Annotated in this window: 26 protein-coding genes; 15 read left to right on the forward strand and 11 right to left on the reverse strand. The window is 64.3% G+C overall.

The window, feature by feature from the left end; genetic code table 11:
• Positions 1-140: 140 nt before the first annotated feature.
• The 6 genes from LFT43_RS13675 to LFT43_RS13700 are packed head-to-tail and all read left to right on the forward strand — an operon-like array spanning position 141 to position 6,254.
• On the forward strand, positions 141-1,166 hold the full coding sequence (locus tag LFT43_RS13675) for a hypothetical protein (RefSeq protein WP_395797598.1): 1,026 nt from the start codon (positions 141-143) through the stop codon (positions 1,164-1,166).
• Positions 1,163-1,849: a DUF4129 domain-containing protein gene (locus tag LFT43_RS13680; protein ID WP_395797600.1), complete on the forward strand. Its 687-nt coding sequence runs from the start codon at positions 1,163-1,165 to the stop codon at positions 1,847-1,849. Before LFT43_RS13675 ends, LFT43_RS13680 begins: the two co-directional genes overlap by 4 nt.
• On the forward strand, positions 1,846-3,087 hold the full coding sequence (locus tag LFT43_RS13685) for a DUF4350 domain-containing protein (RefSeq protein ID WP_395797602.1): 1,242 nt from the start codon (positions 1,846-1,848) through the stop codon (positions 3,085-3,087). Before LFT43_RS13680 ends, LFT43_RS13685 begins: the two co-directional genes overlap by 4 nt.
• Positions 3,084-4,139 carry an AAA family ATPase gene (locus LFT43_RS13690; RefSeq protein WP_395797604.1) on the forward strand — a complete coding sequence of 352 codons (1,056 nt, stop codon included), beginning with the start codon at positions 3,084-3,086 and terminating at the stop codon, positions 4,137-4,139. Before LFT43_RS13685 ends, LFT43_RS13690 begins: the two co-directional genes overlap by 4 nt.
• A gap of 35 nt (positions 4,140-4,174) precedes the next feature.
• Complete coding sequence (locus LFT43_RS13695; RefSeq protein ID WP_395797606.1) at positions 4,175-5,467, forward strand: DUF58 domain-containing protein; 1,293 nt, start codon at positions 4,175-4,177, stop codon at positions 5,465-5,467.
• Between the two features lie 52 nt (positions 5,468-5,519).
• Positions 5,520-6,254, forward strand: a complete 735-nt coding sequence (locus tag LFT43_RS13700) for a DUF4166 domain-containing protein (protein ID WP_395797608.1) — start codon at positions 5,520-5,522, stop codon at positions 6,252-6,254.
• Positions 6,255-6,270: 16 nt separating this feature from the next.
• Here LFT43_RS13700 and LFT43_RS13705 read toward each other — a convergent pair whose 3' ends face one another.
• Both LFT43_RS13705 and LFT43_RS13710 read right to left on the reverse strand, forming a co-directional pair.
• Positions 6,271-7,308 (reverse strand): hypothetical protein, encoded by a 1,038-nt coding sequence (locus LFT43_RS13705; RefSeq protein WP_395797610.1) that lies wholly within the window; start codon positions 7,306-7,308, stop codon positions 6,271-6,273.
• A 4-nt stretch (positions 7,309-7,312) separates the two neighbouring features.
• Positions 7,313-7,699, reverse strand: a complete 387-nt coding sequence (locus LFT43_RS13710; protein WP_395797612.1) for a chorismate mutase — start codon at positions 7,697-7,699, stop codon at positions 7,313-7,315.
• A 78-nt stretch (positions 7,700-7,777) separates the two neighbouring features.
• On the opposite strand from LFT43_RS13710, the gene LFT43_RS13715 reads away from it, so the two are divergent.
• Together LFT43_RS13715 and LFT43_RS13720 are read left to right on the forward strand one after the other, a co-directional pair.
• Positions 7,778-8,011 (forward strand): NAD(P)-binding domain-containing protein, encoded by a 234-nt coding sequence (locus tag LFT43_RS13715; protein ID WP_395797614.1) that lies wholly within the window; start codon positions 7,778-7,780, stop codon positions 8,009-8,011.
• Positions 8,004-8,435, forward strand: a complete 432-nt coding sequence (locus LFT43_RS13720; protein ID WP_395797616.1) for an NADPH-dependent F420 reductase — start codon at positions 8,004-8,006, stop codon at positions 8,433-8,435. Before LFT43_RS13715 ends, LFT43_RS13720 begins: the two co-directional genes overlap by 8 nt.
• A 76-nt stretch (positions 8,436-8,511) precedes the next feature.
• Here LFT43_RS13720 and LFT43_RS13725 read toward each other — a convergent pair whose 3' ends face one another.
• From LFT43_RS13725 to mnmA, 6 genes are all read right to left on the reverse strand, one after another.
• On the reverse strand, positions 8,512-10,236 hold the full coding sequence (locus LFT43_RS13725; protein ID WP_395797618.1) for an ABC transporter ATP-binding protein: 1,725 nt from the start codon (positions 10,234-10,236) through the stop codon (positions 8,512-8,514).
• Positions 10,233-11,267 (reverse strand): ABC transporter permease, encoded by a 1,035-nt coding sequence (locus tag LFT43_RS13730; protein ID WP_268021132.1) that lies wholly within the window; start codon positions 11,265-11,267, stop codon positions 10,233-10,235. Before LFT43_RS13730 ends, LFT43_RS13725 begins: the two co-directional genes overlap by 4 nt.
• A 1-nt stretch (position 11,268) precedes the next feature.
• Positions 11,269-12,357 (reverse strand): ABC transporter permease, encoded by a 1,089-nt coding sequence (locus tag LFT43_RS13735; protein WP_395797620.1) that lies wholly within the window; start codon positions 12,355-12,357, stop codon positions 11,269-11,271.
• A gap of 113 nt (positions 12,358-12,470) precedes the next feature.
• Positions 12,471-14,099 (reverse strand): ABC transporter substrate-binding protein, encoded by a 1,629-nt coding sequence (locus tag LFT43_RS13740; RefSeq protein WP_395797622.1) that lies wholly within the window; start codon positions 14,097-14,099, stop codon positions 12,471-12,473.
• 201 nt (positions 14,100-14,300) lie between these two features.
• Entirely contained in the window at positions 14,301-15,932 is a 1,632-nt protein-coding gene (locus LFT43_RS13745; RefSeq protein WP_395797624.1) for a hypothetical protein, read from the reverse strand.
• A 142-nt stretch (positions 15,933-16,074) separates the two neighbouring features.
• A complete protein-coding gene (mnmA, locus tag LFT43_RS13750) occupies positions 16,075-17,196 on the reverse strand; it encodes a tRNA 2-thiouridine(34) synthase MnmA (RefSeq protein ID WP_395803086.1) in 1,122 nt (373 codons plus the stop codon).
• Positions 17,197-17,423: 227 nt separating this feature from the next.
• On the opposite strand from mnmA, the gene LFT43_RS13755 reads away from it, so the two are divergent.
• The gene (locus LFT43_RS13755) at positions 17,424-18,662 is read left to right on the forward strand and encodes an NAD(P)/FAD-dependent oxidoreductase (RefSeq protein ID WP_395797626.1); all 1,239 of its coding nucleotides are present in this window, start codon (positions 17,424-17,426) and stop codon (positions 18,660-18,662) included.
• Here LFT43_RS13755 and LFT43_RS13760 read toward each other — a convergent pair.
• Positions 18,641-19,909, reverse strand: coding sequence for a cysteine desulfurase family protein (locus LFT43_RS13760; protein WP_395797628.1), 1,269 nt, complete (start codon positions 19,907-19,909; stop codon positions 18,641-18,643). The genes LFT43_RS13755 and LFT43_RS13760 overlap by 22 nt on opposite strands.
• A gap of 68 nt (positions 19,910-19,977) precedes the next feature.
• Positions 19,978-20,643, reverse strand: a complete 666-nt coding sequence (locus LFT43_RS13765) for a helix-turn-helix transcriptional regulator (RefSeq protein WP_395797630.1) — start codon at positions 20,641-20,643, stop codon at positions 19,978-19,980.
• Between the two features lie 89 nt (positions 20,644-20,732).
• Between LFT43_RS13765 and LFT43_RS13770 the strand changes: the two genes are divergently transcribed.
• Positions 20,733-21,152: a hypothetical protein gene (locus LFT43_RS13770; protein ID WP_395797632.1), complete on the forward strand. Its 420-nt coding sequence runs from the start codon at positions 20,733-20,735 to the stop codon at positions 21,150-21,152.
• Positions 21,153-21,161: 9 nt separating this feature from the next.
• On the opposite strand, the gene LFT43_RS13775 is transcribed toward LFT43_RS13770, so the two are convergent.
• The gene (locus LFT43_RS13775; protein WP_395797634.1) at positions 21,162-22,127 is read right to left on the reverse strand and encodes a diacylglycerol/lipid kinase family protein; all 966 of its coding nucleotides are present in this window, start codon (positions 22,125-22,127) and stop codon (positions 21,162-21,164) included.
• Between the two features lie 151 nt (positions 22,128-22,278).
• On the opposite strand from LFT43_RS13775, the gene LFT43_RS13780 reads away from it, so the two are divergent.
• The 5 genes from LFT43_RS13780 to LFT43_RS13800 all read left to right on the forward strand — a co-directional run bounded on the left by LFT43_RS13780 (position 22,279) and on the right by LFT43_RS13800 (position 26,297).
• Positions 22,279-23,238: a J domain-containing protein gene (locus LFT43_RS13780; RefSeq protein WP_395797636.1), complete on the forward strand. Its 960-nt coding sequence runs from the start codon at positions 22,279-22,281 to the stop codon at positions 23,236-23,238.
• 39 nt (positions 23,239-23,277) lie between these two features.
• Positions 23,278-23,745, forward strand: a complete 468-nt coding sequence (locus LFT43_RS13785; protein WP_395797638.1) for a tRNA (cytidine(34)-2'-O)-methyltransferase — start codon at positions 23,278-23,280, stop codon at positions 23,743-23,745.
• 231 nt (positions 23,746-23,976) lie between these two features.
• Positions 23,977-24,573, forward strand: a complete 597-nt coding sequence (gene sigK, locus LFT43_RS13790) for an ECF RNA polymerase sigma factor SigK (protein WP_395797640.1) — start codon at positions 23,977-23,979, stop codon at positions 24,571-24,573.
• A gap of 1 nt (position 24,574) precedes the next feature.
• Positions 24,575-25,444, forward strand: a complete 870-nt coding sequence (locus LFT43_RS13795; protein WP_395797642.1) for an anti-sigma factor domain-containing protein — start codon at positions 24,575-24,577, stop codon at positions 25,442-25,444.
• Between the two features lie 91 nt (positions 25,445-25,535).
• Entirely contained in the window at positions 25,536-26,297 is a 762-nt protein-coding gene (locus LFT43_RS13800) for a MerR family transcriptional regulator (RefSeq protein WP_395797644.1), read from the forward strand.
• Positions 26,298-26,369: the final 72 nt, after the last annotated feature.

The following is a 26,369-nucleotide window of genomic DNA, read 5'->3' on the forward strand; positions in this document are numbered from 1 at the left end:
CGTGGGGCGCCCAGCCACAATGGGGCGCGCCACAGTATCCGGGGCAATCGTGGGGCACCCCGGTTGATCCGCGCTGGCCCGCGGGGGGTCCGCCGCCCTATGGACAGCCCCGCTATGTCGCTCCCCCGAAACCCGGAATCGTGCCCCTCCGGCCGCTGATGTTCGGCGAGATCATGGATGGCGCCTTCCAGACGATCCGCCGGAACGCCAAGACCATGTTCGGTTCGGCACTTGTTGTTCAGGCAATCAAGGGAGTCTTGAGCGGGGTGGCCACATTCGGGATGCTCGGCATAGCCGAACCTCCAGTGGATGGTTTCACCACCCAGTCCGAAGCGATGCAGTACCTTGGCCCGGTTCTCGGCGTTGCCGCCGGAGTCATGGGTATCTCATTGCTCGCCATGGTGCTTTCCTCCATCCTCCAAGGCGTCATGGCAATCCCCGTCGCGAGGTCGGCCTTGAACCGCCGAACCGGGTTCAAGCAAATGTGGTCCCTGGCCGGCTCACGTATCTGGTCCCTTGTGGGGCTTGGTTTCCTCATGCTTGCCGGCTCATTGCTGTTCTTCGTGGTCCTGTTCGTGCTGGCCGCCCTCATCTTGACTGGCATGGGATCTGCCGGGCTGCTTCTGGTCCTTCCTTTGGGACTCGGAGCCGTCGTCGTATATATCTGGGTCTACACCAAGCTGATGGTGGCCCCGGCCGCCGTCAGCATAGAAGAAGTCGGCGTCTTCGCCGGTCTTCGTCGCTCGTGGACCCTTACGTCGAGGAATTGGTGGCGGATCTTTGGCATCACGCTGCTTGTTGGCTTCATGGTGGGAGTTATCGCGCAGGTCATCCAGATTCCCTTGAGCTTGGCATCCGGCGGATTGACAGCCGTCTTTTCGCCTCATCCGGGCGTCGGACAAGTGACTACGACAACCGTGGTCCTGTTGGTGGTCTCTTCCGTGGTTGGGGCCCTGACAGGCGCAGTTGGCTTCGCGTTCGAAACTTCCGTCTCCGCGCTGATCTACATGGACTTGCGGATGCGACGTGACGGACTGGATGTGGAGCTTCTGCGGCTTTTGGAGACCGGAGAGGATCCCGACGGCGTTCCCGGCCGCAGCATGGCCCTTCACGTCGGCACTCAATCGTGGCCGCCAATGACCGGCCAGGGTTCGCCAACAGGATGATTCCGGCATCCGCGCCTTGTGCCTTTCTTCTCGTTACCTCCGAACCTCCTGTTGACCCGGACCGCGAGGAAGCCCAACGATGGGCGGTCGAGGAACTCTCCAAGCCGCGATACACGTCGGCCAAGCCCAGTTGGATCGATGAGATGTGGAACCAGTTCGTCGAATGGCTCCGTTCCCTGAACGGCGATTTCATCGGCGGGCCGAACATCGGCATGCTGCTGATTGGAGCGTTGGCGGTAGTCCTCATCGTGGTTGTCGTGATCGTGGTCAGGCCGCGGCTCAACGCCCGCCGGAAAGAATCTGCGGAGGTTTTCGACGATGCATCGTCGGTGAATGCCGAGACTTTCCGCGCGCGGGCATCTGCCGCAGCAGGCCGCGAAGACTGGCAGATGGCCGTTGTCGAGCAGTTCCGCGCGGTGGTTCGCTCGGCTGAGGACCGCGCGATCATTGATACCCAAGCTGGCCGGACCGCGGACGAGGCGGCTGTCCAATTAGGGCGCGCCTTCGCGACCGCCGGTTCGCGGCTTGAGTACGCGGCCAGACTCTTCGACGGGGTGAAATACGGCAAGGCTGCTGCCACCTCTTCCGATCACGCTGCCGTTCTGGCACTGGACACAGAATTGTCGGCGACGAAACCTGATTTCGCCGGTCAGGCAGGCAACGGTTTGGCGGTACCGCGATGACTTCAGCTCCCGGCAAGGCCGAGGAACGTGGCACCCCTGACCGAGCGCCGGACGGAACACACGGTCAGGACGGTGCCCAGGACGCCCAGAGACTCCAGTGGACCTCGCGACTGCTTGGCTGGTCGAGACGCCATATCGCCTGGATCATCATCGGAGCAATTGTCGTGGTGCTTGGCATCCTCACCGTGGCCCAAAATTCCGCCAACACGGACAAGGCACCCCTGTCTGCCCGCAATCCGGCCCCGGACGGGGCCATGGCAGCGGCCGAAGTCCTCCGACAGCACGGAGTGACGGTCACGGAATCCGATTCCTTCGCCTCCACAGCCGCGTTCCTGGCAGGGAAACCCGGCGCCACCGTCCTGTTGTACGACCGCGACGGCTATCTCGACTCTGCCCAATTGCACGTGTTGCTGAAATCAGCCGGACGCGTGGTGGTGGTGTCTCCCGGCCCCCGGACCCTGACCGGACTGGGCATCGGGATCCGTCACGCCGGCGTGGTTCCTAGTGGCACGGCAACGTTGGACGCGGGATGTCGCCAAGCGGATCCACTCGTCGCAGGCCGTGTCTCCGGCAAGAACGGGTTCCTTTACAAGGGAGCCGAGGCGACGTGCTACAGCCCGGGCACCGCCGACGGCGGGATGTACGCCGCCAGCGCGGACGGGCGGCTGGTGGTTCTCGGCAGCGCGGCCATGATCAGCAACGATCTGCTGCAGGAAGAGGGCAACGCCGCCTTGGCCTTCCGCACCCTTGGACCTGCCCCGGATCTCGTCTGGTATCTCCCCGGACTCGGAGACGTACCCACCGCAGGCAGGCCGCCCACGCTCAATGAATTGGCGCCACCGTGGGTGGGCTTTCTGGGCCTGTGGCTGATGGTCGTCGCGCTGCTCGCCGTGCTGTGGCGCGGCCGGCGGCTCGGTCCGCTCGTGTTCGAACCGTTGCCCGTGGTGGTCAAGGCCGCAGAAACGGCCGAAGGCCGCGCCCGGTTGTACCAGGACTCGCGGGCGGTCGGCCGGGCAGCCGACAATCTACGGGCCGGCGCCCTGACCAGGCTTGCCAGGCACTTCCGGCTGGGCCCCGAGGTTGGCGCAGCTGCCGTCATTGACGCGGTGGCCCGAAAGGTTGACCGGCCGGCACAGGAGCTCCGGATGCTGCTGGACCACCAGCCCGGCACCGAATCCGAACTGGTCCGATGGGCACAGAGCATCGAAAAACTCGAGCAGGAGGCGACAGCCCAATGAGCAATCAAGCAAACAGCTTCACCGACGGGAACTACGGCTACTCAGGAGGACCGGCATCACAGGGACCACCGGCGCAGCAGCCGGTCCGGCACTCTGTGGAGTCCGATCCCGCCCGCAAAGCCCTGCTGGACGTCCGTCACGAAGTGGGCAAGGCCGTCGTCGGGCAGGATGCAACGGTGACAGGCATGCTCATCGCGTTGCTCTGCGGGGGTCACGTCCTGCTGGAAGGCGTACCCGGGGTTGCCAAGACCCTGCTCGTGCGTGCCTTGTCCACCGCGCTCAGCCTGGATACGAAACGCGTCCAGTTCACGCCGGACCTCATGCCCGGCGATGTCACAGGCTCCCTCGTCTACGATTCGCACACCTCGGAATTCACCTTCCGCGAAGGACCTGTCTTCACCAACATCATGCTGGCGGACGAAATCAACCGGACGCCTCCCAAGACCCAGGCCTCGCTGCTGGAGGCCATGGAGGAGCGCCAGGTATCCGTGGACGGACTTTCCCGTCCCTTGCCATCGCCGTTCATTGTTGCCGCCACGCAGAACCCCGTGGAATACGAGGGCACCTATCCTCTGCCGGAAGCCCAGTTGGACCGCTTCCTCCTTAAGCTCTCCATGCCCTTGCCCGGGCGCGCCGAGGAAATCGAAGTGATCCGAAGGCACTCGGAGGGTTTTGATCCGCGCAACCTGCTGGCAGCCGGAGTCAGGCCGGTGGCGGGCGCCGTCGAACTCCAAAACGCCCGCGATGCCGTGGCCGGGGTCACGGTGGCCCCGGAGATCCTCGGCTACATTGTGGACGTCGTCCGGGCGACGCGCGCTGCTCCGTCGTTCCAGTTGGGGGTTTCCCCGCGTGGCGCCACTGCATTGTTGAACACCTCGCGTGCCTGGGCATGGTTGTCCGGACGCAACTTCGTCACCCCCGACGACGTCAAGGCACTGTCCCTGCCATGTCTGCGGCACCGCGTCGGGCTTCGCCCTGAAGCGCAGATGGACGGCGTCCACGTGGACGATGTCCTGGGCAGCATCCTTGCTTCTGTCCCCGTTCCGCGCTGATGGTGCCGCTCCTCAAGCCCGTCCAGGGGTGCTGAATGGCGATCACAGGCCGCTTTGTGCTGCTGGTATTCGCCGCGTTGGCGCCCCTGGTGCTGTTCCCCGCGTGGGGTACGGTCCTGCTCATTTCGGCAGTGCTGTTGGCCCTGGCATTGTCCGACATCCTGCTGGCAGCATCGCCTTCCAAGGTTGCCCTGCGGCGCCAGGACCCGGGCAATGTCACGCTCCACTCGGAGGCGGAATCTGTACTGACGCTGGAGAACGGCAACCGCCGGACATTCCGCGGGCTGGTGCGCGACGCCTGGCAACCCTCCGCCGGGACCATCACCCCCGTCCAGCGCGTCGAGATCCCTGCTGGTGAGCGGCGGCGAATGTCAGTCCGGCTCAGGCCCGCACGGCGTGGCGACCTGACGGCACCGCACGTCACGCTGCGTTCCTTTGGACCGCTCGGCCTGGCAGCGAGGCAACGAACTGTGTCTCTCCCCGGCCATCTGCGCGTCCTGCCGCCTTTTCACTCCAAGCGGCACCTACCCTCCAAGCTGCGGAAACTGCGGGAACTCGACGGCAAGGCTGCGGTCCAGATCCGTGGAGCCGGCACCGAGTTCGATTCCCTCCGGGACTACGTCCGGGGCGATGACGTGCGCTCCATCGACTGGCGGGCGACCGCGCGGCGCACCGCCGTCGTCGTCCGGACTTGGCGCCCCGAACGGGACAGACGCGTCGTGATCATGCTCGACACCTCTCGCACGGCGGCAGCACGCATCGACGACGAGCCCCGCCTGGACACCGGGATGGAAGCCGCCCTCCTGCTCGCGGTGCTTGCAGAGCGAGGCGGAGACCGCGTGGACTTCTTCGCGTTCGATCGACGCGTCCGCGGGCGCGTGGACTCAGCAGCCAAAGGCAACCTCCTCGGCTCCTTGGTCCAGGCCATGGCGCCGCTGGAGGCCGAACTGATCGAGATGGATTGGGCGCAGATCCCGGCCCAAGTTCGGGCCATTTCCGCGCACCGTTCCCTGGTGGTGCTGTTGACCTCGCTCGACGCCGGGGCCCCCGAGGAAGGACTCATTCCCTTGGTGGCGCAATTGGTGAGGCAGCACGTCGTATTGGTTGCATCGGTCCGTGACCCCCTGTTGGGGCGAATGAAGGAGGAACGCACGACGGCGAGCCAGGTCTTCCGTGCCTCGGCCGCCGAGCGGGCCCTCCTTGACCGTGAGGCAGTCAGCGCCCAACTGCGCCAGCTTGGTGCAGAAGTAGTCGACGCCGAGCCTCTTGAACTACCGCCACGCCTGGCCGATGCGTACATTCGGCTGAAGGCTGCGGGCCGCCTATAGCCGAGACAGGCACTGAGCTATGAACCAACACCCACAACCCGAGGAAACCACAATGAGCACACCGATCTACGAGTTGGCGCTGGGCAGCAAGTTCCGGCAGCTGCAGCCTGAACTCCAGGACTATTTCTCGCTTGCGCCGGGGTCCGGGTCATACGGAATCGGCGAGGGTGTGTTCGACGTGGTCGGCTGCCGGCAGAAATGGCTCCGGCCGCTCCTGGCCACGGTTGCCGGGGAACAGGCCTTCTTCCCCGAGTACGGCGAGCGCATTCCGTTCCGCATCGAAAACCATGCACATCTTGATCCGTTCGGACGGTCCGGCCTCACGGCGCGGCGTGAAATTTTCTTTCCCGGGCGTACGCGCCTGTTCCATGACACCACGGTCGCGGAAACCGGCAACGACGGCGGCACCCGGCTCATCGACTACCTGGGCCGGTACCGCCGGCTGGCCACGGCGCTGGATTTGGATGTCACACCGGAGGGGCGGCTTCGCGGCGTCTCGGGCGCGTCGCGCTTGTTCCTGGGTCCTCTGAGGCTGGCCTTGCCCGTTGCCCTCGATGCGAAGGCCTACGCGGAGCAATGGTGGGATGCGGCGGAAGGCAAGCATCGGATCCAGGTGAAGGTGCTCCAGAAACACGTCGGCCTGGTCCTTGTTTACGCAGGTTCCTTCAATTACCGATTGGTGCCCTCGCTGGCCTGGACGGATGGTGCGGCAGCCTCGCGGACCGCCACCGCCGCCGTCGGGCTCCCCCGGTACGCCGAGCCGGACCGCTGGGAACAGCGGGTCTAAAGAAGTTGGGAAGCGGCTAGCCGAGGGCGAGCTGGTTCAATCCATCAGCAAGCTGGGTCAAGCGGGTCAGGATCTCTTTGGCTCCCGACGGCGAGTACCCGGCCAGTCCGTCCGACGGTGTGACACGCACGGCCCCCAAGCTCGACGCCGGTAATCCGAGTTGGCGCCAAGGCCGCCAGACGGTGTCCACCACCTCGGCGGTCCGTGGCAAGGTTGCCCGCGGATTGTCAGTGGCCAGAGCGCCGGCCCAGAAGCGCTTGCCGTCCTCTACCGCCGTCGCAATCTGTTCCCATTGGCGCGTGGTGAGCGCCTTGAGCGGAAGGGCGACGCCGTCGGCTCCGGCGGCCAGGATTTGCTGGATGGGTGCCTCGATCTCCGGAACGGACACAACTGTCTCGGCCACTCCGACTGCCCGCAGAGCGTCGATCACCAGCCGCCAGGCGCCAGTGACCTCTTCGCCAGGGATGGACCGCAGGGTACGGTAGCCGCTCGCGGTGGGAATGGTACCTGCCAACACCGAAGCAATGTCCGGCTCGTCGATTTGGACCACCACTTCGGCTCCCGGCACTGCGGCCCGGACCCTCGTTATGTGCTCGGCGATGCCGGCGGCCAAGGATTCCGCGATGTCCCTGCGGGCACCGTAGTCAAGAAGGGCACGCTCCCCGTTGTGCAGGTAAAGGCCCGCTGCGAGGCTCATGGGACCGCGCAGCTGAACCTTCAGGGCCTCCGCCGAAGATTCTTCGGAACCGGCAATGTCAGCCAGGACGTTGATGTCGGTGGCAAGCGCGGACCGTGCACGCCGCAGGTCTTTCCCCGGGCGGTCAACCAAACGCCAGCCGTGGGGCTGCACGTCGATGGCCAGCTCAACCAACAGGGAAGCAGTCCGGCCGAGGGCATCGGAACCAACGCCGCGGTCCGGAAGCTCGGCCAAGAAAGGCAAATGCGGGTTGCCCAGTTCGCCACGGATGATCCGTGCGGCCTCCGCGGGATCGGTCCCGGGCCAAGGCCCGAGGGCCGTCGCCGTGACCTGGTTCTGCGCGGTTTTTGCGGGCATGTGTTCAGGCCTGCGCGATGAATGCCTGGTGGTCTTCGGCGATTGCCTCATGGTGCCGGATGACCTCGCTGATGATGAAATTCAGGAACTTCTCGGCGAAGGCAGGATCTAAGTGCGCTTCCTCGGCGAGCCTGCGCAACCGTGCGATCTGGGCGGATTCGCGGCCCGGGTCCCCTGCCGGGAGCTTGTGCGTCGCCTTGAGGACTCCTACTTTCTGGGTTGCCTTGAAGCGTTCCGCAAGGAGGAAGACGAGGGTGGCATCGATGTTGTCGATGCTGGACCGGATGGAGAGCAGCTCGTCCATGACGGACTTGTCCACGCGGCCGGCAAGGGAGCTGGCTGCGGGATCGAAGGAATCGGCGTCGGGAAGGGCATGGTTCTGCTCGGTCATTCCACCAGTCTATGGTGTGCTGGCCGCGCCTCGAGGGGCAGAATGGGCATGTCCCCGCCGATGAAAAGGAGAGCACGCATGAAAATCGCAGTTCTTGGCACCGGAAGGGTGGGGCATGCATTGGCCAGCAAACTGGTGGCGGTTGGCCATGAGGTCATGATGGGTTCCCGGGAGGCGGGCAACCCCAAGGAACGGAATGGGCGGCTCAGGCGGGTTCGGCAGCTAGCTCGGGATCCTTCGCCCAGGCGGCGGCCATGGCCGAGATCGTGGTCAACGCAACCCCGGCACAGTCTCGCTCGCGGCGTTGGGTGAAGCCGGGGCTGCGAACCTGGCAGGCAAGGTCCTGGTTGATGTGTCCAATCCCCTGGACTTTTCCGCCGGATTCCCGCCGTCGCTCTCCGTCTGCAATACCGACAGCATTGCCGAAACCATCCAGCGTTCCTTCCCCGAGGCCCGCGTTGTCAAGGCCCTCAACACCTTGGAGGCTCCGCTGATGGTTGATCCCCTCAGGCTCGCCGACGGCGCCCATGACGTCTTCGTGGCGGGGGACGACGACGGCGCGAAAGCCACCGTCGTCGCGCTCCTACGGGAGTTTGGCTGGCTCCCGGAACGCATCCACGACCTTGGCGGGCTCGACGCCGCCCGCGGCCTGGAAATGTGGATGCCGCTGTGGCTCCGGATCTTCATGCGCCGGCCGAAAGGCAAGATGTTCAACATCGCAGTGGTCTCTGAGTAGGCAGCACGGGAAAGACCGGCGCAGACGAAGACCCGCCTTTCACAAGAAAGGCGGGTCTTGCCGTCAGGGGACGGGGCTAGCTGCCGAGTAGCTCGGTGCCGAGCAGCTCGCGGTTGTCTTCCCGGCGTCGGGCCTGCTCATCAGGATCCGGCACCGGCAGCGAGGCGATGAGCCTGCGGGTGTAGTCATGTTGCGGATTACCCATGATCTGGCTGCCGATTCCCTGCTCCACCAGCTTGCCCTTGAACAACACGCCCACCCAATGGGAGAGCATGTCCACCACTGCGAGGTCGTGGCTGATGAACAGCGCGGCGAAACCGAACTCTTCTTGGATGTCCTTGAACAGTTCCAGGACCTTTGCCTGAACGGAAACGTCCAGGGCCGAGGTTGGCTCGTCGGCGATCAAAAGGCGCGGATTGAGCGCGAGGGAACGCGCCAGCGAAGCACGCTGGCGCTGCCCGCCGGAGAGCTCATGCGGGAAGCGTTCAGCGTACGACGCCGGCAGCTGCACCGATTCGAGCAGCTGGGCCACCCGCAGGCGTGTTTGTGCGGGGCTCGGGTGGGTGTGGATGAGCAGCGGTTCCGCTACGCACTCGCCGATGGTCAGCTGGGGGTTGAACGAGGCTGCCGGGTCCTGGAAAACGAAGCCGATGTCCTTGCGAAGAGGCTTGAACGTGTGTTCCTTGAAGTCCAGCATTTCGTAACCGAGGACCTTGAGGCTGCCACCGGTTATCCGGTTGAGGCCGGCGATGGCCCGTCCGATAGTGGACTTGCCCGAACCTGACTCGCCTACCAGGCCAAAGACCTCGTTCTCGGAGACGGTAAAGCTGACGTTGTCCACAGCTTTGAACCCGGGTTTGCCGAGGCGGCCCGGATACTCGATGGTGAGGTTCTTGGCTTCAACGAGGACTTTCCCGCCTTGGTGCAGCCGTTGGGTGGCCCCTTCGGATGCTGAGTTGCGGCCGAGGTGCGGCACGGCCGCCAGCAGCTTCTTGGTGTAGTCCTGCTTGGGTTCGGCGAAGAGAACCTTGGCCGTGGCTTCTTCGACGACGTCACCTTGGTACATGACCACTACGCGGTCGGCAAGGTCGGCCACCACACCCATATTGTGCGTAATGAGCACAATCGAGGTGCCGTATTTGTCCCGCAGGTCACGAAGCAGCTGCAGGATCTCGGCCTGGACAGTGACGTCCAGTGCCGTCGTCGGCTCGTCCGCCACGATCAACCCCGGGTTCAAGGCGAGCGCAGCCGCGATGACCACGCGTTGTTTCTGGCCTCCGGAAAGCTGGTGGGGATAGTAGTTGACACGGGTTTCGGGATCGGGTATGCCCACTTTCCGGAGTGCTTCCGTGGCCCGCTTCTTGGCTTCCCTGGCCGAGATCCGGTGCCCGTCCGAGGCATGGGCCCGGATGCCTTCGGCGATCTGCCAGCCGACTGTGAACACGGGGTTCAGTGCCGTGGAAGGTTCCTGGAAGACCATGGCCACGTCCCGGCCACGGATCTTGCGGAGCTTGGACGCGCTGACGCTGATCACGTTGTTGCCGTTGATCAGCACGGCCCCGGAGCTGATGGCTGTCTCCGGGAGCAGACCGAGAATGGTCTTGGCGGTGACAGTCTTGCCGGAGCCGGACTCCCCTACGATCGCCAGCACTTCTCCGGCCTTGACCTCGAGGCTGACGTCCTTGACGGCGTAGACGTCGCCGCTGTCCGTGGCAAAGGTGACTTTGAGCCGTTCAATGTCCAGGACGGGCCGCCCCGGTTCCTGCGGCTGGTCCGAGATGTTGCCGATATTGGTGGTCATGCCTTACCTGCTTCTGATTCAGGAGCAGAGAGGGCTCCTGTGTTCTTGCCGTCGGTTCCTGCCGTCGCTTTGGAGCGGGAGGCCTTGCCTCCGGCACGCTTGCGTCCACGTAGGCGGGGATCGTTGAGGTCGTTGATGCTCTCGCCGACCAAGGTCAAACCGAGCACTGTGAGGACGATCGCGATACCGGGGAAGACGCCGGTCCACCAAATGCCGGAAGATGCGTCTGCCATGGCCTTGTTAAGGTCGAAGCCCCATTCGGCGGCGGAGGACGGTTCAATACCGAATCCAAGGAAGCCGAGGCCTGCCAAGGTCAGGATGGCTTCAGAGGCGTTCAGCGTGAACATCAGCGGAAGTGTCCGGGTGGCGTTCTTGAAGATGTGGCGGGTGATGATCCGCAGGCTGGAAGCACCCAGGACCATCGCCGATTCCACGAAAGGCTCAGCCTTGAGCCTGATGGTCTCGGCCCGGATCACCCGGAAATACTGCGGCACGAACACCACGGTGATCGAGAAGGCGCAGGCGAGGATGCCGCCCCAGAAGCTCGATTGCCCGCGGCTGATGACGATGGACATGACGATCGCCAGAAGGAGGGAAGGAAACGCGTAGATGGCATCGGCGATGACCACGAGGACCCGGTCCAGCCAGCCGCCAAAGTAACCGCTGAGAAGGCCCAGCGCCACTCCGAGGAAGATGGACATCGCCACGGCGACGACGATCACGGTCACGGCGGTCTGTGAACCCCAGAGGACCCGCGAAAGGACGTCATAGCCGCCGACTGTCGTACCGAGCAGGTGCTTGCTGTTGGGGGCCTGCTGGGTGGGGAACGAGCCGGAAGCATCACTTAGTTGGGCGTAGCCGTAAGGCGCTATGAACGGAGCCAGCACCGTGCAGATCAGGAAGAAGCCGGTCAGCACGAGCCCGGTGATGAGCATGCCACGCTGCAGGCCAACGCTCTTGTTGAGGTGGGAAATGACGGGGAGCCCGGTCAGGAAGGACTTCTTCCGCCCGGAAATTGTTGCAGTGCTCATTTCAGTACCTCACTCGCGGGTCGATCAGCGCGGCGACAACGTCCACGACGAAGTTGGTGATGGCCACGATGACGGCCAACAGCACCACAATGCCCTGGACTGCCACGAAGTCCCTGGCGTTCAAGTACTGGACCAACTGGTAGCCGAGCCCCTTCCATTCAAAGGTGGTCTCGGTCAGGACAGCACCGCCCAACATGAGGGCGATCTGGAGGCCCATGACGGTGATGATGGGGATCAGCGCCGGCTTGTATGCATGCTTGGTGACGAGCCGGAACTCGCTGACGCCGCGCGAACGGCCGGCCTCAACATAGTCCTTGCCCAGCGTGCCGATGACATTTGTCCGGACGAGGCGCAGGAAGACGCCTGCGGTCAGGAGGCCCAAGGCAAGGGCTGGAAGCACTGCGTGGGAGACGATGTCGCCGAGCGCGTTAAAGTTCCCGCTGCGCAGTGCGTCTAGCCAATAAATGCCGGTCGGAGCCGCGAGTTGACCCATGGTCAGCTCGGTGCGGGTGGAGACGCGCCCGGCCACTGGCAGCCAGCCGAGCCATACGGAGAACGTCAGCTTCAGCAAAAGCCCCGAGAAGAAGACCGGGGTGGCATAGCAAAGGATGGCAAAGCAACGGAGGAAGGCGTCTGCGGCCTTGTCGCGACGCTGAGCGGCGATCAGGCCCAACGGGATACCGACCGCGAGGGCCACGATCAGCGCGTTGATCGACAACTCAAGGGTGGCTGCGCCGAACGTCGACAGCATTTCGACGACGGGCCGCCGGTCCGTGATGGTGGTGCCGAAGTTGCCGGTGACCAATTGGCCCAGGTATTCGAAGTACTGGATGATGATCGGCCGGTCGTAACCGGCGTCGTGGATTCGCTGTGCCAGGACGTCGGGAGGAAGCCGACCACCCTGCGCTGCAGTGATGGGGTCACCGATGACCCGCATGAGGAAGAAAACCAGCGTTACAAGGATGAAGATCGTGGGAATGATCAGGAAAAACCTGACCACGATGTACCTGCCCAGACCTCCGCCCGCTGATTTGCTCTTGGGAGCGACCGCGTCCGGTTCGACGTCGGGCACCTCTATTAATGTTGTCATTGCTACCTAAAGTTCATTGCCCGCGGATCGCGCGGGGTTTTGCTCATATGTGAGGCAATCAGCAGTAAGGGGAGGCAAAGCGCCTGTTGGCACCCGCCTCCCCGACCGGCTGCTTACTTTGAAACGGTTCCCAATCGGAACTTGAAGGATGCGTCAAGCGTCTTGTCGACGCCGTTCACGCCCTTCGCCGAAATGGCAACTTGTGCGCCCTGGAGCAGCGGCAAAGTGGAAATGTCCTTCGCCAATGCGTTCTGGGCATCCTTGATGGCCGACTCGCGGGCCGACTTGTCCGTGGTGGTCAGCTGCTTGTTGATCAGAGCCGTCACGGCCGGGTTGTCGTAGTGGTTCTTCAGGAAGCCGCCCTTCGGGAAGAAGGGGGTGAGGTAGTTGTCGGCGTCGCTGAAGTCAGGGAACCAACCGAACTGGAAGAGCGGGTACTCGTCGGCGCGGCTGGCCTTGCTGTAGGTCACCCATTCGGTGGACTGCAGGTTGACCTTGAAGAGACCCGACTTCTCAAGCTGGTCCTTGATCATGGCGTACTCGTCGCCTGAGGACTTGCCGTAGTGGTCCGGGTTGTACTGCAGGTTCAGGGTGACAGCATCCTTGACGCCGGCGTCGGAGAGGACCTTCTTGGCCTTGTCCAGGCTCGGCTTTCCGTTGTCGCCGTATGCGTCCTTGAACGACTCGTTGGCGCCCAGGAAACCGCTCGGAACATTGGAGTACAGCGGCAGGTATGTGCCTTTGTAGACCTGGTCGGCGATTGCCTGGCGGTCAACGAGGTTGGCGATTGCCTGGCGGACGGCAAGTGCCTTGGCCGGGTCCGCCCCCGCTGCCTTGGCGCCAAACGGCATGGTGTTGAAGTTGAACGTGATGTAGCGGATTTCGCCGCCCGGTCCAACGTTTACCTTGACCTTGGAGTCCTTCTTGAGGTCATCGACATCGGTGGCGCTGAGGCTGCGGTTAGCAACGTCGATGTTGCCCTGCTGGATGTCCAGCTTCATGTTGGTCGGCTCGGCGTAGTACTTGATGGTCGCGGCGTCATTGGCCGGCTTGCCCAGGACACCCTTGTAGTCCGCGTAGGCCTTGAGGCTGATGAGCTCGTTCTTCTTGTAGCTGTCGATCGTGTACTGGCCGTAGAACGCTTTGGCCTTGATGATGTCGTCATCGGAGAGCAGCTTGTCCGCCGGGAAGACCTGGTGGTCCACAATCGGCGCGGCCGGGCTGCTGAGGATCTGAGCAAACGTCTGGTCGTTGGCGAGCTTCAGCTTGAAAACCGCGGTGTTGGCGTCGGGGGTGGAGACACTATCCAGGTTTTCGAGGAGGGACGCCGGACCTGCGGGGTCGTTGATCTTGACCTGGCGGTCGAACGAAAACTTAACGTCGGTGGAGTCCAGCGTGTGGCCGTTGGCCCACTTGAGTCCGGACTTCAGCTTGACGGTGAACTCGGTGGGCGAGGTGAACGACGCCGATTCCGCCAGGTCCGGAACGGGCTCGGCGCTTCCGGGCTTCGAGTTAAGCAGGAAGGAATAGACCTGGTTCATCACCATGAAGGACCCGTTGTCGTAAGAACCAGCAGGATCGAGCGCGGTCACTTTATCGGTGGTGCCGTAGGCGATCGGGCCGCTGGCAGCTGAAGAAGCCGAACCGCCGCCGCCGGACGGGCCCGTACAGGCCGTCAAAGCGAATGCGGAGATGCCCGCGAACGCGATAACGCTGCGCAGGGCTTTTTTGTTCATTGCCATCAGTGAACTTTCTGTTCGATGGATACGGCGTACCGCCGTCGGTAATTTCCTCGGAGCACATACTCCTGATTCCACGATTCAATCAGAAGCATTCTTGGTGAAACGTTTGATTCTGTGAGTTGAGACACAAAATTTACTTTTCTTTGGTCGCGTCGTCGGCTATATCGATCACCAAGCGCAGGAATGCCGGATTCCGGAGGGCTATTCACCGGTCCGGTGGAACTTGTCCTGGACTCCGCTCGACGCCTCCTCTTCGGCGGCGCGTTGTTCGTCCGAGACGAACAACGCGGCCTGCCGTTCACGGGACATCACCGGTTTCAGCGCCGCGTAGACGAGGCGGCCACCGGCGTCGAACCTCAAGACTCCGCCCCCGCGGATGTCCACATAGTCGCGCTTGGTCTTCAGGCCAAGACGCATATAGGCCTCTTTTCGGCTCATGCGCACCGTCTGAATGAAGGACGCTCCGATCTCCGAGACGACGAAGCCGTCCGGGGTGACCCGCTCGGAAGTCCGCACTCGCGTGGAACTAAGGGGAGTTCGGCGCTCCAAACGGGCGGCATCGAGCAGCCGGGGATTTTCCCAGACAAAGCGCTGGACCTCTTGGGGATCCGAGCCCAGCGCCGTGAGCCGAATGGGGTATCGCAACCCCTGGTAGTTGTCCACCCCGGAAATATTGGACAGCGAGACGCGATGGATACCGATCCCGGAGAATTCGGTTTGGAGGGCCTCCCGGTAGCCGTGCGCGTCCTCTGGAACCATGTCCAGGTCCGATGCCATGACTCCCCGCAACAGGTCGTGCCAGGACACGTCCACGGGAGGCATGTAGGCCAGTCCGCGGATGAGCATGCGCAGGACCCTGGTGCCCACGATGGATCCGGACTCCGCTTTCTGCTGCAGGCTCTGCCCCTCACCGAAGCGGCTGTTCCTTTCGACCCAGAGCCTATGGACCGCTCGCAACACGGCCCCGACGACGACGGCGCCACGCTTGTGCGGCTCCGGCAGTTCCTGCCAGTGGTCGGGGACCGCGCCGACGAACGGCTCACGCAGCGGGCCACGGGCATAGAGATCCCGGGCAAAATCGAAGATGGACCGCATCATGACGGCCTCGTCCACTTCCTCTCCGGCCTTGAATCCGCCGGTGGCGGCCTCGAGTTGGCGGTACACCACGTCCCGCGAAGAAAACACGGAAAGGACGGCAACAAGGTCCGCCAGCGCTTCATGCAAGGCGATCTGTTCCGCGGTGGCCATCGCATCACCCCATGCCGGCCGGAATCCATCGAGGATTGCGTGCGTAACCTCGTGCGCCACGATGTCCCGGAACAACGCGGTCGGAACCTTATAGCCCATGCGGTCGATGGACCCGAAGCGGATGATGTTGGTGTCCCGCTCGTAGCCGGTGTCCGTGGCCGTCACAAGGTCGCGCGCCTTCAACACGAGTCGACCATCCGGATTCCACGGCATGCGCCGGCCCAGGGTCGATTCGAAGAGGTCGAGGGTTGCCGAAGCCACGCCGTAGACGTGCTGGGCCAAGAACCTCGAATCGTCAAGGAGCGCCCGCAAGTCCGCGGGCGGGTCCTCGGAGAAGAGGCGCCACGGATCCCCCGGCGCCGTGAGGGTAATCGGCACCACGCTGGTGCCGCGCCATTTCCTGATGTGCACGGCAAGCCGGTGTCCCGTGGGACCGCGTCGCAAACGCTCCACGGGGATGCGCAGGCGGGCGATCAGCGGACCGTCACCGCCTCTGCCGATCGGGCCTTCGGCAAGAACGGCCACCTCGACCATTTGCCCGGCCTTGATGTCCCCCGGGGCCTTCTTTTGAAATGCCACAGCCATCGCCGTCCCGAATGCGGAACCCCAACCACCGCAGCGGAAACGCTGCTTAGCCAAGTATGGAGCGGCCTTTCACTGGAGGCAATGGCGCAGACCCGCTTAGGGCGCTTCCCCAGACACCCCTAGAGCGCTGCCGCAGACTTCCTTAGAGCGCTACGCGCTGGAGGGACCGGGCGGCGTCGATGGTTGCCTGGCCCAGGACGCGCGTGCCTTGATACAGCACGATGGTCTGCCCGGGGGCCACTCCGCGCAGCGGATCGACAAGCGTCACCACGAGGCCTTCGCGCTCGACGCCGGCGTCGTCGACATTCCGCTCTACCGACGCCTTGGCCGGAACGGGGTCGCCATGGGCCCGCACCTGGGCATAGCAGTCGAACTCGGCTCCAGTAGCCACCTCGGCGATGGGCAGTCCTGCCCAGGAAACCTTGATTCCGCGGATCTCGTCGATGGCGAGCAGGGCTTCGGGCCCGACGACAACCTTGTTTTCCTTGGGCCGGATTTCCAGCACGAAGCGTGGCTTGCCGTCAGCGGCAGGAGTGCCCAGCTTGAGCCCGCGGCGCTGGCCAACCGTGAATGCGTTGGCCCCTGGGTGCTCCCCTACCTTGGTCCCGGCCTCGTCCACGATGTCGCCTGTGGTCATGTCGATCTTTTCGGCAAGCCAGCCCGCGGTGTCGCCATCGGGGATGAAGCAGATGTCATGGCTGTCCGGCTTGTTCGCCACGGACAGGCCGCGGCGTTCGGCCTCCGCGCGGACCTCGGCCTTGGACGGGGTCTCGGCCAGCGGGAACATGGAGTGCTTGAGCTGTTCGTGGGTCAGGACGCCGAGAACGTAGCTCTGGTCCTTGGCCCAATCGGCCGCGCGGTGGAGTTCGGGATTGCCGTCTGCATCCTGGATGACCTTGGCGTAGTGGCCCGTGCAAACCGCTTCGAAGCCCAGCGCAATGGCCTTTTCCAGCAAGGCCGCGAACTTGATCCGCTCGTTGCAGCGCATGCAGGGATTGGGAGTGCGACCCGCGGCGTATTCGTCGATGAAGTCCTGGACGACGTCTTCCTTGAATCGCTCAGAAAAGTCCCAAACGTAATACGGGATCCCCAGCACATCGCAAGCGCGCCAGGCGTCACGGGAGTCTTCGATCGTGCAGCAGCCGCGGCTGCCGGTACGCAGTGTTCCGGGCATACGTGACAGCGCCAAGTGGACGCCGACGACGTCGTGCCCCGCCTCGACGGCGCGGGCGGCGGCAACGGCGGAGTCGACTCCGCCGCTCATGGCTGCAAGGACTCGCATGCTGGCTTTCTGTTGGTGTTGGGGAGAAGAATTGCCGCTGAAAAGAGTGAGCGCGCCCGACTATTCTAGCCCCCGGCCGGAATGGGACCCAAAATGCCTTGACCGCCATCACGGACAATTCTAAAGTCAAAACTATCAGTTTTAGATGTTCGACTGCGTGAACCGTCCGCGTCCACGCGAACCTCCACGCCCCCGCGAATCGAGTCACCATGGACACTGAACACATCGTCATCGCCGGCGGCGGGCTGGCCGGAGCCACAGCCGCCAAAACCCTGCGCTCAGAAGGATTCGAAGGCAGGATCACGGTGGTTTGCGCCGAGGATGAGCAGCCCTATCTGCGTCCTCCGCTTTCCAAGGAGTTTCTCTTGGGCAATGCCGGCGAGGACGCCGTCCCGGTGCTGTCGGCCGGCTGGTACCAGGAGAACGACGTCGAACTCCTCCTCGGCGAGGCGGCCATTGCCGCCGATCCTGCCACCCACACCGTGCAGCTGGATTCAGGGACGCAACTCGAGTTCAGCCGGCTACTCATTGCCACGGGAGCGCAACCGCGGCACATTCCCCTCCCCGGTTCCGATCTGGCCGGCGTCACGACGTTCCGGACCTTCAACGATTCGCGCAAGCTCAAGGAAGGGCTGTCAGTCGGCGGAAGGAAGGTGGTGATGGTCGGCTCTGGCTGGATCGGCATGGAGCTTGCCGCGGCAGCCAGCAGCTACGGCAACGCCGTGACCCTGCTGGGACTGGAGAACGTGCCACTGAGCCTGGCCATCGGACCCGAGCTGGGCGGCTTCTTCCGGAGCCTCCACGAAAAGCACGGCGTACAGTTCCGGCTCCCCGCGAGCGCAGCGGAGATCACGGGAACTGACGGCAAGGCACGAGCCGTTGTCACCAACTCCGGCGAGGTCCTTCCTGCCGACCTGGTGGTGGTGGCCGTGGGCGTTGTTCCGGACACTGCCCTGGCCGAAGCCATAGGACTGGATATCCGGAATGGAATCGTGGTCGATTCTTCGCTCCGGACAAGCAGCCCTGATGTCTTTGCGGCGGGAGATGTTGCCAACGCCCTCCACCCCTTCACAGGCGAGCACCACCGCAGCGAGCACTGGTCCAACGCCCTCAACGGCGGCAAGGTCGCGGCCAAAGCGATGCTGGGACAGGACGCGATGCTGGACGCGGTCCCGTATTTCTACACGGACCAGTTCGACGTCTCGATGGAGTACTGGGGATATCCCACGCTGGCGGCGGGTTCGGCGCCCGTCATCCGCGGCTCGATGGAGGAGAACAGCTTCATTGCCTTCTGGCTGCGGGACAATGCCGTGGTGGCAGGTATGAGCGTCAACCAGCGACAGGTCCAGAAGCACATCAAGGCGTTGATTGCCGGGCGGGTCCGCGTCGACACCGACCGCCTGGTGGACCCTTCGGTGCCTTTGGATCAGTTGTTGCCGGAGGGCTGATCTCCTGCCGAGCCCCTGGCAGAGTGGCCGCCATAGCCGCGGGCCACCGTCGCCGCGGTCTGGATACTGGACTCATGTCCGGCCATTCCGGCCAGCTTCGCCCGGGCATACGCATCCGGCAGCGCCTTGAGCAGCGCGTCGACGTCGGCGTCGTTCGAGGAATGCCCCAGGCTGAATCGCTGCGCGCCCCGCGCGGTGTCCTCATCCAGCCCCATGGCAAGCAAGACGTGCGAGGGCCTGGGGACGCCTGCGGTACAGGCGGATCCCGTGGATGACTCAATACCCGCGAGGTCCAGCAGGAACAGCAAGGAGTCACCCTCGCAGCCCGGGAAGGTGAAGTGCGCGTTGCCCGGAAGCCGGGCATCTCCAGGCGCTCCGCGCAACACTGCCTCGGGAATGGCCGCCTGGACTCCGCCAATGATCCGGTCCCGCAATGCGCTGATTCGCTCGCGCTCCGCGGGCAGGTTCTGGGCAGCGGACTCCGCCGCGGCGGCGAACGCCGCTATCGACGCCGTATCCAGCGTTCCCGAGCGGACGTCGCGTTCCTGCCCCCCTCCGTGCTGGACGGGCGTGACCTTGGTGGACCGCCCGAGGAAGAGGGCGCCCACGCCCACTGGGCCGCCGATTTTGTGGCTCGACACCGACATCGCGGCGAGCCCCGATTCGCGAAAGCTCAGGGGAATCGAGCCGAAAGCCTGGACGGCGTCCGAGTGCACGGGAATGCCGTGGGCTGCGGCGAGTTCCACGATCTCCTTGACGGGCTGGATACTCCCGACCTCATTGTTTGCCCACATGACGGTCACCAAGGCCACCGATCCCGGATCGCGTTCGATCTCTGTCCGGACAACGTCGAGCCGCACCACGCCTTGGGAATCGACAGGGAGCCAGATTGCTTCGGCCCCCTCGTGCCGCTCAAGCCACTCGACGGTGTCCTGCACGGCATGGTGCTCGACGGCGGAGCAAATGATCCGCTTGCGGCGGCCGTCTTCGTCGTGGCGGGCCCAGTACAGGCCCTTGACTGCGAGGTTATCAGCCTCGGTGCCTCCGGACGTGAAGATGAGTTCGGAAGGATGCGCCCCGGCAGCGGCGGCAATGGCCTCGCGCGCTTCTTCCACCGCGCGCCGGGCACGGCGCCCCGAAGCATGCAGCGACGAGGGGTTGCCAGTCCGCGCCAGTTCGCGCGTCATTGCGCTGAGGGCGACGGCGGCAATGGGCGTGGTGGCGGCATGGTCCAGATAAACAGGCACTTCCCAAGTCTATCGACGTAGCGGGATTCGGGTTTTGCCAGGGGAAGGCGCCCGCTCAATCTTCCTCCTCAAACCGCCGGGCGGATCCTTGCGCAGCAATGGCCTTCGCGGTTGTCATCGGCGATCCGGTCTTCCGCGATTCCGCACGCGGCGGCCACCCCGCTGAGGAAGGCGCCGTTCATGGCACAGACGACGTTTGTGTGACCTTCGGCCAGGCGATGGAACGGGCAATTGGCCAAGGAGTATCCGCCATCGTCGTCAGCTTCCGGGCGATAGCCGTGGCTCGCGAGAACGTCCAGGAATTGCGGCTCGGCGTTTCCGGCCTCGCGGCCCCGCGCATAAGCCGTTTCGAGGAGTACTTCGCGGGGGGAACCTCCCTCTGCCATCAGGTCCTGGATGGCCGAGGCCATCACTTCCGCGGCGAGGTCATAGTGGCGCTCCGGAACCGAGGCACCGATCTCTTCAATGACCGGGGCGTAGAGCTTCGCAGGGCGCCCGGAACCTGGCCCAACCTTGCCACCGAGCTTGCGGAATTCAACGCTCAGGAGCCCGTCCCGGACCAGCCGGTCCAGGTGGAAGGAGGCGGTGCTCCGGGGAAGTCCGAGAGCCATCGCAGCGTCGTCGCGACTCACCGCGCGGGTGGCGCCGCAGACGTGTTCGTACAAGCGGCGGCGGTTGCCGTCGTCGAGCGATGCGAGGGCCGAGAGTCGACGCAGCCAGGGAAGTCCGGTCATGGACCCAGCTTAACTCTAAAAACAACACTCGTTGCTTAATTCGCCCAAACATTCTAAAATCAACATATACATTTATAGAAAGAGGCATCATGAAAACTGCATCATCCCCGGCTCAAGCGAAAACCGGATCACTCATGTCCATGGACCCCCAGCGGCAGGCATTCCTGCTCCTGAGGACCGTGTTCACCGTGGCGCCGATCATTTTCGGCCTGGACAAGTTCACCAACCTGCTCACCCACTGGACGATCTACCTGGCTCCCGCAGCCACCTCCGTGGTGCCGATCCCGGCCCAGACATTCATGTACATCGTGGGCGTCGTGGAGATTGTGGCCGGTATTGCGGTGGCGGTCCGCCCGCGCTTCGGCTCGCTTCTGGTAGCCGTATGGCTTCTGGGAATCATCGTGAACCTGCTGGTGCTCGGCAACTTCTTCGACGTCGCGCTCCGCGACTTCGGGCTGCTGGTGGCCGCACTCGCGCTCAATCGCTTGGCTGCAGCCGCGCGTCGCTGAACGGCCTGCTCAGGCCAACACCCGCAGGGCGCCCGGAACCACGTCGATGTCCAAGGGAAGAAGGCCGATCCGCTCACCGTCGGCGTAGGCCACTACGTTGTCGGCCGCAAGGCGAACTGAGCGGACCCGGCGGATTTCCACGGCCGGATGCGAGGTATGGCGGCCGGAGAAGACCTTCGGGAAGACCGCAAGGAAGGCTAGCCGGGACAGAGGCTTGACAATAAACAGATCCAGCAACCCGTCGTCGGGAGCGGCATCCGGGACGATGCGCATCCCACCGCCAATCGACTGGCCGTTGGCCACCGAAATCAACATGGCACCCTCCCTCGAGGTCACACCGTCGGCCGTCACGGTGTAGTTGATGGCCCGGAACGATCCGAGCTCCCTGAGCATCGCCAGTGTGTAACGGAATGCGCCACGGGGCCACCGCCAGGAGTTGGCCCGTTCGTTGACGGCGGCGTCGAAGCCGGCGGACACAGCCCCGGCAAACCACGTGGTCCGTCCGCCAGCAGTGATGCGGCCTGCGTCGAGCACCCGCCCGCCGTCGGCGAGCGCAGAGATCACGCGGGCGCACGACCCCGCAACATCCTGCAGAGGCAGACCAAGCATTCGGGCTACGTCGTTTCCGGTGCCCACGGGAACGATCCCGAGCGGCAGCTTGGTCCCACCGAGTGAGTTGACCCCCAAATGGACCACGCCGTCGCCGCCCACCACCACCAAGGCATCGGCGCCCGCGTGAAGGGCTTCGTCCACCGCTCCCCTCAGAGCCTCCAGGCTGTTGCGCCGAAGTACGACGACGTTGAGGCCGGCGGCGCGGAGGCAGCGCTCGGCTTCGTCCCCGGCAAGGGAGTGCCGACCACATGCTGCAGCGGGATTGACCGCAAGGACGATCCTTCGCCGGGGAGCGTCACGCGGCCGCTCAGGGCCTGTGCCTGGTAGGTCAAGGGGACTATTGGCGCCGGCGGGGGAGATCACAGCATGAATCATGCCACCGGCACGTGCGGGACCCCGGGAACTAAAGCGCGGGCCGCCGTCGTTCTCATGGATGGCTGGCTAGACTTGCCAGGATCGCCACTCGGCACCGGGACGGCGGGAAACTTCAGAATTTCCAGAGAAAGGCCCATGGTTGGCTGAGGGCAGCAGTTCCCACTATCAGGTCCTCCGGGTCCCCGTCACTGCGACGGACAAGGAGATCAAAGTGGCCTACCGAAAGGCTGCGAGGAACGCCCACCCGGACCATGGCGGGGATCCTGAAGTCTTTCGGCAGGTCACGCTCGCGTACGAGACGCTCATTGACCCCAAACGGCGCGCAGAGTACGACCGCCGCTACGCGAGCGGTGCTTCGGGCAGGGCAACCCGCTACCCGGCGCAAAGACCGAACTACGGCGGGGCCGGCGCCCCCGGAGGGGAAACCCGCACCACCGCCGGGGTCCACAGACCGAATGCCCCGCGCAACACCGCCGGCGACGCCCCCGTCTATGTCCCGCCCTTCGATGATCCCCACGAGGTTCCCCTCGTCTCCAAGGGCGAGGCCGCCCTGCAGATCCACGGGATTCCCCGGAAGCGTGGAATCTTCGGCGCCGAAGCCCGCATTCAGCGCGAAATGCGGACCGTCCAGCTCATCAGCCGCCAAATCCTGCCTGCCATCCCCTCGGCTCGCCTCATCAACGGTCTCCGCTCCCCCTCGGACGACAGCCACATCGATCACGCCCTGCTTGCCGGATACCGCCTGGCGTTGATCGGCTCCATGCTGCTGCCCAAGGGCGCCTACGCCTGGGACGGGGTGGCGCTCAAACATGGCGGCCGTTCCGTGCCACCGCCCAGACTCGAGCTGATCGTGCGCCACATGCAGGAGATATTCCCGGAACTGAATGTGACGGGCTGGGTGGTAGTCCACAGCCCGGACGGCAACCCGCACGAGCCGGTCATCGACCACTACCGGCGAACAGACGGAGATTTCGGTTCAGTCCAGATCGTCAACGCTTCCGGGCTGGCCCGCGGCCTCAAACAATTCCTGGGTTCCGGCCCTGTGCCCAACACCGTGGTTGTCCCGGTACTCGCCCGCCTGCTGCGGGGCATGCACTGAGCTGCCCAAGCGGGCACTTCCGCTGGCTAGGATTGGTACGTGTTCCGCATCCTCTTCCATACCCCTGAAATCCCGGGCAACACGGGAAACGCTATCCGGCTCGCCGCTATCACCGGCGCGGAGCTCCACTTGGTGGAGCCGCTTGGCTTCGACTTCTCCGACGCGAAGTTACGCCGGGCGGGGCTCGACTACCACGACCTCGCAGTGGTCACGGTGCATAAGGACATCGAGGCGGCGTGGGCGGCCTTGCAACCCGATCGCGTTTTCGCCTTCACGTCCGACGGCGAAGCCTCCTATGCGGACATTGCCTACAAGGAAGGCGACGTGCTGCTATTCGGCCCGGAATCCGTCGGGCTTCCGGAGTGGTTGAAACAGGACCCGCACGTCACGGCCCGCGTTCGGCTCCCGATGCTGCCTTCGCTGCGCTCCCTGAATCTGGCCAATGCCGCCTCCATCGCGGTGTATGAGGCCTGGCGCCAACACGGTTTTGCGGGCGCGAAGCTCTAGCAGGCTGGCCTAGCCGCCCGGATATCCGCAAGGTCGCCGACGCGGATCACCCATCCAAGACTCCCGCTGCACCGAATTCCCTGTACAGGCACCAACAGCCTGGGCAGGCACATGGCCTGCGCAGCAAGGGCCGGTGAAGCGACGTCCGCGGAAGGGGCGCATGTGACTACTCTCAAGACTCGGAGTGCTCCTGGTGCTGCCCGCGCCTCCAGCAACCTATGCTGGACAGTGATGGATACACCGAACGCGAGAGGCCCAGAGGCCCCCGGCTTGCTTGCCGGCTCCAACGCGCAGCTCGCAGAATTGCTGGGTTTGATGGCCGACGGCGACAGGGCCGCCTTCAGCGAGTTCTACCGGCTCACCGCGCGGCGGGTCTTCGGCATGGCCAAGCGCGTCTTGGTGGATGCTGGCTTGAGCGAAGATACCACCCAGGAAGTTTTCATCCAGGTCTGGCAGAACGCGGCCAAATTCGATCCCGAGGCGGGCAGTCCCCTCGCATGGCTCATGACCATCACCCACCGGCGCGCAATCGACCGCGTCCGCTCGGCCCAGTCCGCCACGGACCGCGAAGCGAAGTATGGTGCCGCGAGCCAAATCCTTGACCACGATTCCGTGGAGGAAGAAGCCAGCAGCCGGCTTGAGGCCGAGGCCGTCGCCCGTTGCCTTGGAACCCTTACGGAAACGCAATTGGAATCCGTGAAGCTTGCCTACTATGGCGGGCTCACCTATCGGGAAGTCGCCGAACAACTCGGCGCCGCGATTCCGACGATCAAGTCCCGCATCCGCGATGGACTTCTCCGACTCAAAACTTGCCTGGGGGTGAGCTGACATGACCGAACACGATAACGACAAGCAGAACTTCGGGAAAGACAGTTACCTTCGCAGGATGTTCGCCACCGATGTAGCCACTGATCTTGCCGAAGGACGTGCCTTGGAGCTCGCCGAGATCTATGCCCTTGACGCGCTGAGCGATGCCGAGCGCGCGGAAATCGACAACTACATTGCCACTGCGCCCGAACGCTCGGCGTTCCTTGACCGGGTCAGACAGACGCGGGAAGCGCTCGCCACCTCCTTCACGGACGAGGCCGAACCCCGCCCCGGCCTGTTGCAGGACATTCTGCTGCAACTCCCCCAACAACCACGCATGGCATCCGCACCATCGCCGGCTCCCGAAGCGTCGGCTGGCCCCACAACGCAAGGTACTCCCGACGTCGTGGACCTCGCGGCCGCCCGGAACCGACGGGATCGGCGACGCTTCGGCGGCGTCCGCGGTTGGGTGGCAGCCGCCGCGGCCGCTGCGGTGATTGCCCTTGGCGGGGTGGGCGTGGGCGTCTACGTAGCCGGGCAGAACGATCCCGTGAACCAGGTCCTGCAAGCGGGCGATGTCCGGCAGGCCACCGTCAACGTCAACGGCGGCGGCACCGCCACCGTGTCCATTTCCAGCACGAAGAACGCTGTTGTGGTCCGCATGAACGGAGTTCCCGCTCCCCCCGCCGGCAAGGTCTATCAGATGTGGCTCATTCCCAAGGATGGCTCCGACCCTGTATCCCAGGGACTCATGGACGCCGAAGCCCTGAGCCATCCGGCGGTGGTCTCGGGTATTTCCAGCGCCGCTGCCATCGGGATCACCGTGGAACCCATGGGCGGCTCGAAGAAACCGACACTCCCCACCGTTGCGGCAGCGCCTCTCACGTCATAGAGAGAGGCTTCGCGGTTGCCCGTCCAACCCGTCCAGCCCGTCCGGCAACGGGGCTTGACCTTGACGTAGCGTCAACTTCTACGCTGGATATATGAAGCAGGACAAAGCCTATACGTGGACCATTTCCGAAGTGGCCAAAGCCAGCAAAGTTTCCTCACGGACCTTGCGGCACTACGACCAGCTCGGACTATTGGAGCCTGCACATACCGGGCACAACGGCTACCGGTACTACGGGCAGCCCGAACTGCTGCGCCTGCAGCGCATTCTCCTGCTTCGTGAACTTGGCCTTGGGCTCGAGACCATCGGCGAAGTTCTGGATGGCCAGGCCGATCCTGCGGAGGCGCTGGCTGTACACAGGAACTGGCTGCTGGCTGAGCGGGACCGCCTGGACCGGATGTCCCGGACGGTCGACGCTACTATCGCAGCACTACGTCAAGGAGAAACCATGACCGCGGAGAATATCTTCAGGGATTTCGACAACAACCCCTACGAAGCCGAGGCGCGCGAGCGCTGGGGCGACCGGACCGTCGACGACAGCAAGGCCCGCCACGCGGCTATGACACCAGCCCAGAAGCAGGCGTTCATGGAGGAGTATGCGGCCCTGAACCAGGAGCTCGCCCGCTGCTTCGACGCCGCCCTTCCAGCGGACCACCCGGCGGTCCAGGCCGCCGTGGACCGCCACTACAAGTGGATCTGCGCCAGTTGGACCCCGAACGCCGAATCCTATGTGGGCCTGGGCCGCATGTATGTGGAGGACCCCCGGTTCACCGCCAATTACGACAAGGTCAGGGTCGGCTTGGCACCCTACCTGCTGGAAGGCATCAAGATCTACGCCGCCGAAAGACTCAGCTAGGGCATACCGCTGAAAGCGCGACGGCGGCCCGTCTCCCCCGTGTGGGGAGGCGGGCCGCCGTCGCGCTTACCG

Source organism: Arthrobacter sp. FW306-04-A, from assembly GCF_044358315.1.
Classification (GTDB): Bacteria; Actinomycetota; Actinomycetes; order Actinomycetales; family Micrococcaceae; genus Arthrobacter.